General features: G+C 69.1%; 11 protein-coding genes and 1 pseudogene. 8 read left to right on the top strand and 4 right to left on the bottom strand.

Annotation, left to right across the window (positions count from 1 at the left end; all coding sequences use genetic code 11):
* The first annotated feature begins 236 nt into the window (after positions 1 to 236).
* The 7 genes and pseudogenes from QF027_RS12595 to QF027_RS12565 form a co-directional block, all read left to right on the top strand.
* The gene (locus QF027_RS12595) at positions 237 to 1,106 is read left to right on the top strand and encodes an MHYT domain-containing protein (RefSeq protein WP_306983077.1); all 870 of its coding nucleotides are present in this window, start codon (positions 237 to 239) and stop codon (positions 1,104 to 1,106) included.
* 73 nt (positions 1,107 to 1,179) lie between these two features.
* Positions 1,180 to 3,315 (top strand): excinuclease ABC subunit UvrB, encoded by a 2,136-nt coding sequence (gene uvrB, locus QF027_RS12590; RefSeq protein WP_306983079.1) that lies wholly within the window; start codon positions 1,180 to 1,182, stop codon positions 3,313 to 3,315.
* A gap of 134 nt (positions 3,316 to 3,449) precedes the next feature.
* On the top strand, positions 3,450 to 4,028 hold the full coding sequence (locus tag QF027_RS12585) for a TerD family protein (RefSeq protein WP_306983082.1): 579 nt from the start codon (positions 3,450 to 3,452) through the stop codon (positions 4,026 to 4,028).
* Between the two features lie 52 nt (positions 4,029 to 4,080).
* Complete coding sequence (locus tag QF027_RS12580) at positions 4,081 to 6,180, top strand: TerD family protein (RefSeq protein WP_307074525.1); 2,100 nt, start codon at positions 4,081 to 4,083, stop codon at positions 6,178 to 6,180.
* 226 nt (positions 6,181 to 6,406) lie between these two features.
* The gene (locus tag QF027_RS12575; protein ID WP_208616938.1) at positions 6,407 to 7,408 is read left to right on the top strand and encodes a TerC/Alx family metal homeostasis membrane protein; all 1,002 of its coding nucleotides are present in this window, start codon (positions 6,407 to 6,409) and stop codon (positions 7,406 to 7,408) included.
* A gap of 128 nt (positions 7,409 to 7,536) precedes the next feature.
* Entirely contained in the window at positions 7,537 to 7,839 is a 303-nt protein-coding gene (locus tag QF027_RS12570) for a hypothetical protein (RefSeq protein ID WP_057618380.1), read from the top strand.
* A 45-nt stretch (positions 7,840 to 7,884) separates the two neighbouring features.
* A pseudogene (locus QF027_RS12565) lies at positions 7,885 to 8,485 on the top strand (calcium:proton antiporter); the annotation flags it as partial.
* A gap of 151 nt (positions 8,486 to 8,636) precedes the next feature.
* Here QF027_RS12565 and QF027_RS12560 read toward each other — a convergent pair.
* On the bottom strand, positions 8,637 to 9,683 hold the full coding sequence (locus QF027_RS12560; RefSeq protein ID WP_307074523.1) for a S66 family peptidase: 1,047 nt from the start codon (positions 9,681 to 9,683) through the stop codon (positions 8,637 to 8,639).
* An 84-nt stretch (positions 9,684 to 9,767) separates the two neighbouring features.
* Here QF027_RS12560 and aroQ point away from each other — a divergent pair, with 84 nt between their 5' ends.
* On the top strand, positions 9,768 to 10,241 hold the full coding sequence (aroQ, locus tag QF027_RS12555; protein ID WP_059206156.1) for a type II 3-dehydroquinate dehydratase: 474 nt from the start codon (positions 9,768 to 9,770) through the stop codon (positions 10,239 to 10,241).
* A 46-nt stretch (positions 10,242 to 10,287) separates the two neighbouring features.
* On the opposite strand, the gene QF027_RS12550 is transcribed toward aroQ, so the two are convergent.
* From QF027_RS12550 to QF027_RS12540, 3 genes are read right to left on the bottom strand one after another with little or no spacing between them, the layout of a single operon-like run.
* Positions 10,288 to 11,040 carry an amino acid ABC transporter ATP-binding protein gene (locus QF027_RS12550; protein WP_306983094.1) on the bottom strand — a complete coding sequence of 251 codons (753 nt, stop codon included), beginning with the start codon at positions 11,038 to 11,040 and terminating at the stop codon, positions 10,288 to 10,290.
* Complete coding sequence (locus QF027_RS12545) at positions 11,037 to 11,933, bottom strand: amino acid ABC transporter permease (protein ID WP_306983097.1); 897 nt, start codon at positions 11,931 to 11,933, stop codon at positions 11,037 to 11,039. The genes QF027_RS12550 and QF027_RS12545 overlap by 4 nt, the downstream gene beginning before the upstream one ends.
* Positions 11,930 to 12,814: an ABC transporter substrate-binding protein gene (locus QF027_RS12540; RefSeq protein WP_307074521.1), complete on the bottom strand. Its 885-nt coding sequence runs from the start codon at positions 12,812 to 12,814 to the stop codon at positions 11,930 to 11,932. The genes QF027_RS12545 and QF027_RS12540 overlap by 4 nt, the downstream gene beginning before the upstream one ends.
* Positions 12,815 to 12,991: the final 177 nt, after the last annotated feature.

The raw sequence follows: 12,991 nt of genomic DNA, 5'->3' as shown, positions 1-12,991 counted from the left end.
CAGCACCGCGTCAACGGCAGTGGGGTACAGAATGGGCACATCCTGAACGGTCGTGTTCCAAGTCCGCTCACCGATGCCGCACAACTGCGGCAAGGGCGTGTTTCTTTGCCGGAGAATCGTTCGACCATTCCGGTGAGAGTCATACTCTCTGCCTCGACCCCGACCGCTCGTGCGGTGCTGGGAAGGGGCACATTTCAGGGAATTCCAGGACGTAAGAGGGCGGAAGGTAGCCGCGCATGCAAGGCACGGTCGACGGATTCAGCTACGGACTCGTCACACCGCTGGTGGCCTACCTCATGGCCTGCCTCGGTGGCGCCCTCGGCCTGCGTTGCACCACCAGATCCATGCTGGTCAACCGGTCTTGGCGACCCGGCTGGCTGGCCCTCGGCTCGGCGGCGATCGGCTCCGGCATCTGGACCATGCACTTCGTCGCGATGATGGGGTTCAAGGTCGAACAGGCACCCATCCACTACGACAGGGCCATCACCTTCGCGAGCCTGGGCGTCGCCGTCGTCATGGTGGGGATCGGGGTCTTCATCGTCGGCTACCGGGGCGCGACCGGAACACCTCTGATGACCGGCGGTGCCGTCACCGGCCTGGGCATCGCCTCGATGCACTACCTGGGAATGGCGGGGATGCGCCTGAACGGGCAGCTGGAGTACAACACCGTCACCGTCGCCATCTCCGTGGTCATAGCCGTCGTCGCCGCCACCGCCGCCCTCTGGGCAGCCGGGCAGGTCAGGGGATTCCTGTGGAGCGTGGGCGCGAGCCTGATCATGGGCCTCGCCGTCACGGGCATGCACTACACCGGCATGGCCGCCCTCAGCGTCCACGTGCACCGCACGTCCGCCCCCATCGCCGGTGACTCGCCCGCCTCCCTGCTCGCGCCGATGATGATCGGCCCGCTCGCCTTCCTGCTGATCGCGGGTGTCGTCGTGATGTTTGATCCGCTGATGGTCATGGGCAAGCCCGTGTGGTCGCCCGTCGAGAACAAACCCGGCGTCCCCGCGCGCGAACTCGTCCACCACCCGGCCGCCCGCCGTCCCTCGCTCCGCCCCCGCCGGAACCTGACCCACAGCGACTCCCGCACCCCGCAGAACCGCTGACCCACCGGCCCCTCCTCCACCCGAAGCCCCTGATCGGGCCGCGTTGTCAGTGGGGAGTCGTACGGTGGACTCCATGCGGCCCGTTTCCCACATCGAACGTACGGTGGCGCCCTTCGAGGTCGTCAGCCCCTACCAGCCCAGCGGCGATCAGCCGGCGGCCATCGCCGAGCTGGCCAAGCGCATCGAGGCAGGTGAGAAGGACGTCGTCCTGCTCGGCGCGACCGGCACCGGAAAGTCCGCCACCACCGCGTGGATGATCGAGAAGCTCCAGCGCCCCACCCTCGTGATGGCCCCGAACAAGACGCTGGCCGCCCAGCTGGCGAACGAGTTCCGCGAGCTGCTGCCGAACAACGCCGTCGAGTACTTCGTCTCGTACTACGACTACTACCAGCCCGAGGCCTACGTCCCGCAGTCGGACACCTACATCGAGAAGGACTCCTCGATCAACGAGGAGGTGGAGCGCCTGCGCCACTCCGCGACCAACTCGCTGCTCACCCGCCGGGACGTCATCGTGGTCGCCTCGGTCTCCTGCATCTACGGCCTCGGTACCCCGCAGGAGTACGTGGACCGCATGGTCGCGCTCAAGGTCGGCGACGAGATCGACCGCGACCAGCTGCTGCGCCGATTCGTCGACATCCAGTACACGCGCAACGACCTGGCCTTCACCCGGGGCACCTTCCGGGTGCGCGGCGACACCATCGAGATCTTCCCGGTCTACGAGGAACTCGCCGTCCGTATCGAGATGTTCGGCGACGAGATCGAGGCCCTGTCCACGCTCCACCCGCTCACCGGCGAGATCATCAGCGACGACGACCATCTGTACGTCTTCCCGGCCTCGCACTACGTCGCGGGACCCGAGCGCATGGAGCGGGCCGTCAACGACATCGAGAAGGAGCTCGGGGAGCGCCTGGCCGAGCTGGAGAAGCAGGGCAAGCTCCTGGAAGCTCAGCGTCTGAGGATGCGCACGACGTACGACCTCGAGATGCTCCGCCAGATCGGCTCCTGCTCGGGCGTCGAGAACTACTCGATGCACTTCGACGGCCGCTCGCCCGGTTCCCCGCCGAACACCCTGATCGACTACTTCCCGGACGACTTCCTGCTCGTCATCGACGAGTCGCACGTGACCGTGCCTCAGATTGGCGCGATGTACGAGGGCGACGCCTCCCGCAAGCGCACCCTCGTCGACCACGGCTTCCGCCTCCCCTCGGCTCTGGACAACCGCCCCCTCAAGTGGGAGGAGTTCACGGAGCGCATCGGCCAGACCGTCTATCTGTCGGCGACGCCCGGCAAGTACGAGCTCTCGCGCGCGGACGGCGCCGTGGAGCAGATCATCCGCCCCACCGGCCTGATCGACCCGGAGGTCGTCGTCAAGCCCACCGAGGGCCAGATCGACGACCTGGTGCACGAGATCCGCACCCGCACCGAGAAGGACGAGCGTGTCCTGGTCACCACGCTCACCAAGAAGATGGCCGAGGATCTCACCGACTACTTCCTGGAGCTCGGCATCCAGGTCCGCTATCTGCACAGCGACGTCGACACCCTGCGCCGCGTGGAGCTGCTGCGTGAGCTGCGTTCCGGCGAGTTCGACGTCCTCGTCGGCATCAACCTCCTGCGCGAGGGACTCGACCTGCCCGAGGTGTCCCTGGTGGCCATTCTCGACGCCGACAAGGAGGGCTTCCTGCGCTCCGGCACCTCCCTGATCCAGACCATCGGCCGCGCCGCGCGCAATGTATCCGGCCAGGTCCACATGTACGCCGACAAGATCACCCCGGCGATGGAGAAGGCCATCGAGGAGACCAACCGGCGCCGGGAGAAGCAGGTCGCCTACAACACGGAGCGGGGCATCGACCCCCAGCCGCTGCGCAAGAAGATCAACGACATCGTCGCTCAGATCGCCCGCGAGGACGTCGACACCGAGCAGCTGCTCGGCTCCGGCTACCGCAAGGGCAAGGACGGCAAGGCAGCGAAGGCCCCCGTGCCCTCTCTCGGCAAGGCGGCGGCCGGGACCAAGGCCGCCAAGGGCAAGGCCAAGGAAACCGTCCCGACCGACCGCCCCGCGGCCGAGCTCGCCGAGCAGATCGAGGAGATGACGGCACGCATGCGTGCCGCCGCCGCCGACCTCCAGTTCGAGATCGCGGCCCGGCTGCGCGACGAGGTCTCCGAGATGAAGAAGGAGCTCCGGCAGATGAAGGAGGCCGGCCTGGCCTGACCCCCATCGCGCTGTGTTGCAAGACCGACACAAAGTGCGCTCCGGGGTGCGTCACCGTCGGTGCCCCTGCGTAGGGTTCTGGACAACCGCGGGCACCGCGGTAACAGGGGGCAGCAGCGAGAGGGGTTCGGCGCGTGACCGTCAACATGACCAAGGGTCAGGCCATCAGTCTGCAGAAGAACGACGGAGGCAGCCTGACCGCGGTGCGCATGGGTCTCGGCTGGCAGGCGGCTCCGCGGCGCGGCCTGTTCGGCACGCGCACGCGGGAGGTCGACCTCGACGCCTCCGCCGTCCTGTTCGCGGACAAGCAGCCCGTCGACGTCGTCTTCTTCCGTCACCTGGTGAGCGACGACGGTTCGGTCAAGCACACCGGTGACAATCTCGTCGGCGGCGTCGGCCAGGGCGGGGACGACGAGGCGATCCTCGTCGACCTGGCCCGCGTCCCCGTTCACATCGACCAGATCGTCTTCACCGTGAACTCCTTCACGGGCCAGACCTTCCAGGAGGTGCAGAACGCCTTCTGCCGGCTGGTCGACGAGACCACCGGCGACGAACTGGCCCGCTACACGCTCGCCGGCGGCGGCGCCTACACCGCCCAGATCATGGCGAAGGTGCACCGGACGGGCCCGGGCTGGACCATGACGGCCCTCGGCACCCCGGCCAACGGCCGCACCTTCCAGGACCTGATGCCGTCGATCCTGCCGCACCTGTAACGGGCCCGCCGAGCGGCACCCGACCGACACCACGACACAGGGGGAGAAGGCGATGACGGCCGAGCTGGTGCGGGGGCAGAACCACCCGCTCTCCCAGGCCCGTCTCGAGATCCGGATCGCGGCCGGTACGCCGGTCGTGGCCGGAGCCACGCTCGGCGACGAGCACGGCACGGTGCACGGCGTCGAGTGGGTCGTCCACCCGGGAGCGCCCGCCCTGCCGGGTCTGGAGGTCTCCCGGCAGGCGGCCGCCGAACACCGCCTCGCGGTGGATCTCGGCGCCGTGCCCGAGGCCGTCCACCGGGTCCATGTGCTGCTCGCCCTGCCCTCGGCGGGCGGACCCGTGCGCTTCGGCGCCGTCGCCGCCCCCTTCGTCGCGGTCACGGGCCTCGACGGCACCGAGCTCGCCAGCTACACCATCACCGGTCTGGACGCCGAGTCGGCGGTCGTCGCGCTGGAGCTCTACCGACGCCAGGGCGCCTGGAAGGTACGCGCCGTCGGCCAGGGCTACGCGGGCGGTCTCACCGAACTCCTCACCGACCAGGGCCTTCCCTGGGCCCGCCAGCTCGCGAACACCATCCATGAGGCGGTGGCCCAGGGCCTGGCCCGAGCGGTGACGCCCCCGGCCCGCACGGCGGACGGCGACCGTGCCCGGCAGACGACCACACCGGCACCGGGCCCCGACCAGGGCTCCTCCGCGACCCAGGGCGCCGCCGGTGCCGTACCCCCGCAGCCGCTGTCTCCGTACGGCACACAGCCACCGGGCACACTGCCGCAGCCGACGACCCCGAGCGGCGGCCCGGCCTCCGGCACATCGCAGCCCGCCTCTCCCTACGGCGCGCAGGGCGCCCCGGCGACCGGCGGGCCGCAGCCCGGACACACCCAGGTGCCCGCGGACGCGTCCGCGGCTCAGCCTCCCGCGCCCACCGGTGGCGGCCCGATCGACTACAGCCACCCCCGACGGCAGAACGCCGCCCCGCCCCCGCCTCCGCCCGCCGTGCCCCCGGTTCAGCCGGGGCAGCCCGCGCGGCCCGTTGCAGGGGACGCGACCGGCTGGTCGATGGACGAGCGGCTCTACAACCAGGTGTGGGGCATGTTCGAGGACCTGGCCCGCTCCACGGCCGCGTACCGCAGCGCCGTCGACTTCGCCGACTCGCGCAGGGAGCAGGAGCTCGACGCGGCCCTCGCCGACCCGCGCAGCCGGATCGGCGGGCAGGGCGACGCCGCACGTGAGGCGGCCCGCGCCAAGTATGCCCAGCTGGTCGAACAGGCCCGCGCGGCCTACGACCGGGATCTCGGCCAGCTCACGGCCGAGTCCGAAGTGGTCGAACCCGCCCTGCCCCTGGCGTACGCCCGCTGGGACAACTCCGCCTGGCATGACTACCGCGTGCCGTTCGAGGCGCCCATGGCCGTGCGCCTGGGCGATCTGCATCTGCCCGAGTGCGCCGAGCTGCGTATCCCGATGCTGGTCCGGCTGCCGCTGGAGCGCGGCCTGTGGATCGACAGCGGAGCCACCGGATCCCTCGACGGCTCGTTCCTCGACTCCCACGAACTGCACCGCCTCGCCATGGACACGGCCGTGGCGCTCGCGGCCCGGCTCCTCGCCGTCCACCCCGCCGGGGACTACACCGTGCACGTCATCGACCCGGCCGGGTCGGGAGCGCAGTCACTCGCCCCGCTGGTGTGGGCGGGCGTGCTCGCGGCCCCGCCCGCCGTCGGCGCCGCGGGCGTGGCGGACGTCCTGGCCCGCCTCACCGAGCGCGTCGACCTCGTGCAGATGGCGGTGCGCGGCGGCGCGGCCGACGCCCTCCCGCCCGGCCTCGACACCTCCGAGCAACTCCTGATCGTCAACGACTTCCCGCACGGCTTCGACGACCGGGCCGTCACCCAGCTGCGCTACCTCGCGGACGAGGGACCGTCCGTCGGCGTCCACCTCATGATGGTCGCGGACCGTGAGGAGGCCTCCGCCTACGGCCCCCTCCTCGACCCCCTGTGGCGCTCCCTCATGCGACTGACCCCGGTGCCCGACGACCACCTTGCCGACCCGTGGGTCGGGCATGCCTGGACCTACGAGCCCGCGCTCGTCCCACCCGGCAGCCAGGTCGTCCAACAGGTCCTGAACCAGGTCGCGGCGGCTCGTACCAAGTACCCGTAAAGTGCCTCCCACCTGGTATTTTGACCTTCCTTTTGCCAATCGCTTTACCTTTCCTTGGTGATTGGGGTACGGTTGGTGGCACGGAGGGGAGTACTCCCTGTCGATGCGGCGTACCCGTCAATACGGATCAGGCCTGATCCCGGGGCGTCGGCCCACCGTGGGTGGAAGAGACCTCCGGCAGCGCGACGACGCTGGTTACTTGCCGTTACGTATTGCCGGAGGAACTGTGGATGTTTCCGTGACCCTGTGGGTCCTGACGATCGTGGGCCTCGCCGCCCTCATCGCGGTCGACTTCTTCATCGGCCGCAAGCCGCACGACGTGTCCATCAAGGAAGCGGGCATCTGGACCGTTGTCTGGATCGCCCTGGCCGGCCTCTTCGGGCTCGGTCTGCTCGTCTTCGGCGGCGGCCAGGCCGGCGGAGAGTTCTTCGCGGGCTTCATCACCGAGAAGTCCCTGAGCGTGGACAACCTCTTCGTCTTCGTCCTGATCATGGCGAAGTTCGCGGTGCCCTCGCAGTACCAGCAGCGGGTGCTTCTCGTCGGTGTCCTCATAGCCCTGGTACTGCGCGCGATCTTCATCGCGGCCGGTGCCGCGATCATCGCCAGCTTCGCCTGGGTGTTCTACATCTTCGGCGCCTTCCTCATCTGGACCGCCTGGAAGCTCATCCAGGAGGCCCGGGCGGACGAGGAGGAAGAGGAGTTCGAGGAGAACAAGCTGCTCAAGGCCGCCGAGCGCAGGTTCGGCGTGGCCGACCGCTACCACGGCACCAAGCTGTGGATCGTGGAGAACGGCAAGCGGGTCATGACCCCGATGCTCGTCGTGATGCTCGCGATCGGCTCCACCGACGTGCTCTTCGCGCTCGACTCGATCCCCGCGATCTTCGGCCTGACCCAGGACCCGTACATCGTCTTCACGGCCAACGCGTTCGCCCTGATGGGTCTGCGGCAGCTGTACTTCCTCATCGGCGGTCTGCTGAAGAAGCTGGTCCACCTGAGCTACGGCCTGTCGATCATCCTGGGCTTCATCGGCGTCAAGCTGGTGCTGCACGCCCTGCACGAGTCCGGGGTCCACGTCCCCGAGATCAGCATTCCGGTCTCGCTCGGCGTGATCTGCGCGGTCCTGATCGTCACCACGATCACCAGTCTGATGGCCACCAGGAAGCAGGCGGCGGCCGAGGCGGCGCAGGCGGAGGGCGAAGGCGCTCCGAAGGACAGCATCGAGGCCTGACCACCGCAGACGTAGAAGAATCAGCACCGGGAGCGGAGCACGGCGAATTGCCGGGTATCGCTCCCGGTGCTTGTTTGGTTCCAGCGCGTTCCCCGGCCCGGGGGCGCCGTGGCCGGCTGGAGACACTCATGAAGTTCGTGCAGATCATCGGCTTCGAGACCGAGCGCATGGAAGAGATGCAGCAGCTGCTGCAGGAGGCGGGGCAGCGCAACGCGGGCAGGACGGGCGGCCCGACCCACCGCATGCTCCTGAAGGACCGGGACAAGCCCAACCACTATCTGGCGCTGATCGAGTTCGACTCGTACGACGAGGCCATGCGCAACAGTGACGACCCCGAGACGAGCAAACTCGCGGAGCAGCTGGGCGCCCTGAGCATCGGAGAGCGCGTCTACACCAACTGTGACGTCCTGGAGTCCGGCGACATCAAGTAGCCCAGGCACGGTGCGGAGCCGGTCGGCCTCTGCGACGATCGCTGCATGATCGCTCGGCTCCCGACGCCCACCACGAGTTGGACGTCCGCCGTGCCGGTGCTCGCGGTCGTCCTGCTGGTGTTCACGTGGGGACGCGATCTGCCCGGCGCGGTCGTCGTGCTCGTGACCCTGGTCCTCGCGGGGGCCGTGCTGGCCCCCGTGCACCACGCCGAGGGTGATCGCCCACCGGGTCGGTGAACCGTTCGGCTCCCTCGTCCTCGCGTCGCCGTCACGATCATCGAGGTCGCCCTGATCGTCATCCTGATGGTGGACGGCGGCGACAAGGGCTCGACCCGGGCCAGGGACACGGTCTTCGCGGCCATGATGATCACCCTGCAACGGCATTGTCGGCATCAGCCTCCTCGTGGCCGCACTGCGCCAGGGCACCGCGGTCTTCAACCCCGAGGGCACCGGCGCCGCCCTCGCCACGGTCGCCACCCTGGCCACGCTGAGCCTGGTGCTGCCGACGTTCACGACGAGCAAACCGGGCCCGGAGTTCTCCGCCACCCAGCTGACGTTCGCCGCGCTGTCCTCGCTGATCCTGTACGGGCTGTTCGTGGCGACCCAGACCGTACGGCACCGCGACTACTTCCTCCCGATGACGAAGAAGTCGTAGAACTCGATGGCCGTCCCGGCGAGCGAGGCGGCCGCGAGCCGCGGCATGGAGGGCGCCTTTACCGTGCGTACGTCGTGCATGCCGCATCAACTACCCACGGTGATCAGCGGTTACGGGGGCGCGTGAGCGCGCTCGGGCGTGATCAGTACGTGACGGTGATGCGCCGGGCGGGACCGTCGACTCGGACGAGACCGCCGTAGGGGATGACGAGTTGTGGATCGGTGTGTCCGTAGTCCACGTCGAAGACGATGGTGGTGTGCGGGGCATATACGCGCATGGCCTGCAGTACCGCCTCGCGCTGGTCGGCGGCGTAACGATCCGCCTCCTCGGGGCTGTTGGGGCGGTCGAAGGCCCACGTCTTGGGACGGCCCCAGAGCAGTGCGGAGAAGCGCTGGAGGAGTCCGCGCTCGCCCATGTTGCGCAGGGTGCGGAAGACCTCGACGTCGCTCGGCATTTCCTCCGAGGTCTCCAGGAGCAGCACTCCGCCGTCGTACTGACTCAGATCACGCGCGATCTCGCGGTCGGCCATGAGCAGCCAGCCCACGATCTCCAGACAGCCGCCCCAAGCCCGGCCCTCCACCGTCCGGTCGGCGTTCACCCAGGTCCAACCGTTGCCGGGACGGGTCTGCGGTTCGGAGTCGAAGGTGGCGGGGTCCGCCCAGTCACGGTCGACGTCCCGCCAGCGGGCAGCGGGAGTCAGTTCGTACTCGCCCGAGGTGAACAGGGCCGCCCGCAGGGAGTCGGCGGTCAGCGCGCTCATGGCCACCGGCCGTCCGAGCGCGGTCATCACGGTCGCGCCGTGGTAGCCGACGATGCCGGTGCCGTACAGGAACGCGAGCAGGTTGGTGTTGTCGCTCATCCCGAAGAACGGCTTCGGATTCGCCCGGATCAACTCCCGGTCCAGGAACGGCAACACGGTGATCTGGTCATCACCGCCGATGGACGCCATGACCGCCTTGACGTCCGGGTCGGCGAAGGCGGCGTGGATGTCGTCGGCGCGCTCCTGGGGCGTCGAGCCCATCCTGCGGGTCGACGGATACTCGACCGGCTCCAGCCCGTACTCCTTGCGCAGCCGCTCGAGCCCCAACTCGTAGGGGCGCGGGAAGAGCCCCGGCAGACCGGCGCCGGGGGAGATGACGGCTATGCGGTCGCCCGGTACGGGCTTGGGCGGGTACGAGATCGTCGTCATGCCCGGAGGGTACGGGCCGCACCGCGCGTGGCGCACCGTGATAAACCGGGTCCCAGCAGCCCGCCTTCACCGACCGGAGGAACCGTGCCCCGCACCCTGGCCAACGCCCCGATCATGATTCTCAACGGCCCCAACCTGAACCTGCTGGGTCAGCGTCAGCCGGAGATCTACGGCAAGGACACCCTGGCCGACGTCGAGGCCCTGTGCGCCAAGGCGGCCGCCGCGCACGGCGGCACGGTGGACTTCCGGCAGTCGAACCACGAGGGCGAGCTGGTCGACTGGATCCACGAGGCGAGGCTCCAGCACTGCGGGATCGTCATCAACCCCGGTGCCTACTCGCACACGTCGGTCGCCATTCTGGACGCCCTCAACACCTGTGACGGGCTGCCGGTACTGGAGGTGCACATCTCCAACATCCACCGGCGCGAGTCCTTCCGGCACCACTCCTACGTCTCGTTGCGCGCGGACGGAGTCATCGCCGGCTGCGGAGTGCAGGGGTACGTCTTCGGCGTGGAGCGCGTCGCGGCGCTGGCGGGGCCGGCCCAGGCCGACGTGTAAGGACCGATGCCCTGGACGCACGGTCCTTACCGCCGCTTCGCCACCGCTACAGTCGCCCCGCCTCCACGATCCGCTTCAGAAAGCGCTGCGTGCGCTCCTGCTGCGGGTCGCCGAAGATCTGCCCCGCGGTCCCGCGCTCGAGCACCACACCCGAGTCCAGAAAACAGACCTGGTCGGCGACCTCGCGCGCGAAGCCCATCTCGTGCGTGGCCAGCACCATGGTCATGCCGTCGCCCTTCAGGTCGCGCACGACGTTCAGGACCTCGCCCACCAGCTCCGGGTCGAGGGCCGCGGTGATCTCGTCGAACAGCAGCAGCCGGGGGCGTACGGCGAGCGCGCGCACGATCGCCACACGCTGCTGCTGACCGCCGCTGAGCCGGTCGGGGTACTCGCCGGCCTTGTCGCCGAGCCCGAGCCGCTCCAGGAGCTCGCGGGCGTGTTCCTCGGCCTGCGCGCGGGTCGCTCCGTGCACCCGGCGCGGGGCCAGCGTGATGTTCTCCAGCACCGTCATGTGCGGAAAGAGGTTGTACGCCTGGAAGACCACGCCGATACGGCGCCGTACCGCGTCCTGGTCGACGCGCGGATCGGTGATCTCCTCGCCGTCCAGCCAGATGGCCCCGTCGTCGATCTCCTCCAGGAGGTTGGCGCAGCGCAGCAGGGTCGACTTGCCGGAGCCGGAGGCGCCGATCAGGGCGGTCACCGTGTGCGGGGCGACCTCCAGGTCGACGTCCCGCAGCACGACCGAGTCGCCGAAGGTCTTGCGGACGGACTCCATCCGCAGCACCGGTGCCTCGCTCATGTGGTCCCTCCCTGGGCCCGCTGACGGTCCATCCGTGCCGTCACCCAGTCCGTGAAGCGGGTCATCGGGATGGTCAGCGCCACGAACACCAGGCCCGCGACGATGTACGGCGTGTAGTTGAGGCTGCGGCCGACGATGATGTCGGCGGCCCGTACGGCGTCGATCGCGCCGCCGATCGACACGAGACCGGTGTCCTTCTGGAGGGACACCAGGTCGTTCAGCAGGGGCGGCACCTGGCGGCGCACGGCCTGCGGCAGCACCACATGACGCAGCGCCTGCCGGTTGGAGAGACCGAGCGAGCGGGCGGCGGCGCGCTGCGAGGGGTGCACGGACTCGATGCCGGCGCGGAACACCTCGGCCACGTACGCCGAATACGTCAGCGTGAGGGCCGTACCGCCCAGCAGCACCGGGTCGACCGTCACGCCCTGGAGCCGCAGCGCCGGGACGCCCAGGACGACGATCATGAGGTTGATGATGAGCGGAAGCCCGCGGAAGAAGTCCGTGTAGGCGGCGGCCAGGAAACGCAGAGGAAAGAACACCGGGCCGCGCAGCGTGCGGGCGATGGCGATCAGCATGCCGAGCACCAGCACGGCGACACCGCAGATCAGTAGCAGCCGGACGTTCAGCCACAGTCCTTCGAGGACCTTCGGGAACGCCTCGCGCGCGTACTGCCCGTTGAAGAACGTCTCCTTGGTGCGCGGCCAGCCGGGCGCGCTGACGACGACCAGATAGAGGACGACGGCGGTGACCAGGGTGGAGACCGCGGCGATCGCCGACGCGCGGCGGGCGCGGGCACGCTTGAGACGCTCCCGCTCGATCCGCCGCTGCGACGGTGTGTACGAATCGCCCGCCTCCGGTGTCCCGGCGCCGGACTCGTCCTTCGTGAGCGTCACTTGAGCACCGGGGCGTCGACGGCGTCCGACAGCCACTCCTGCTCCAGCTCGGCGAGCGTGCCGTCCTTGCGCAGGGCGTCCACGGCGGCCGTCACGCAGGAGGTGAGCGCGCTGCCCTTGTCGAGGACGAGCCCGAACTGCTCCGGCGTGCCGGCCTGGTTCTCGAACTGCCCGACGATCGTGCCGTCCGTCACCTCGGCCGCCGTGATGTAGAAGGCGGTCGGCAGATCGACGACGATGGCGTCCACCTGGCCGTTCTGCAGCGCCGACTTGGCCTGGTCGTTCTTGGCGTACGCGGCGGCCTCCCGCGTCGGCTTCACCACGTCCTCGATGTAGTTGAGGCTGGTCGTGCCGACCTGGGCGCCCAGCTTGAGGCCCTTCAGGTCCGCGATGCTCTTCGCCTTGGCGGCCTTGGTGCCCTTGAGCGCGATGACGGCCTGCCGCACGTCGTAGTAGCCGGACGAGAAGTCCACGGCCTTCTTGCGCTCGGCGCTGATCGACACCTGGTTGATGTCGAAGTCGAAGGTCTTCTCACCCGGTGCGAACGCCTTGTTGAAGGGGACGCTCTGCCAGACGACAGCGCTCTTGTCATAGCCGAGTTGCTTGGCCACGGCGTAGGCGACGGCCGACTCGAAGCCCTTGCCGCTCGCGGGCTTGTCGTCCTTGAACCACGGCTCGTACGCGGGCTCGTCGGTCGCGACGGTCAGCTTTCCGGAGCTCTTGGTGGCCAACTTGCCCTTGGCGCAGGTGGTTCCGGTCGACCCCGAGGCTTTGGCGTTCGCGTCGTCCTCCGACTGCGGAGCACAGCCGACGGCGGTGGCGAGCAGGGCTATGGATGCCGCGACGGCGGCGCGGCGCAGTGCGCGGGGGGCAAGGTGCATGGCGGGAGAGTGACAGTCCACTGTCCCGTTTGTCGAGGTCACAGCGGCAGTTGTCCGCATATTGGGAACGTGTGTTGCATTCTTGTGAACGCTTTTCGGACAAGGCGCCTGGGCCGCCGGTCGAGGGCGGGGATGAGGAGACCGGCGGCCCGTACCGCGCAGGAGCCGTCATCCTGT

The organism is Streptomyces canus, from assembly GCF_030816965.1.
Taxonomy (GTDB): domain Bacteria; phylum Actinomycetota; class Actinomycetes; order Streptomycetales; family Streptomycetaceae; genus Streptomyces; species Streptomyces canus_E.
This window is presented reverse-complemented; position numbering and strand designations above follow the sequence as displayed.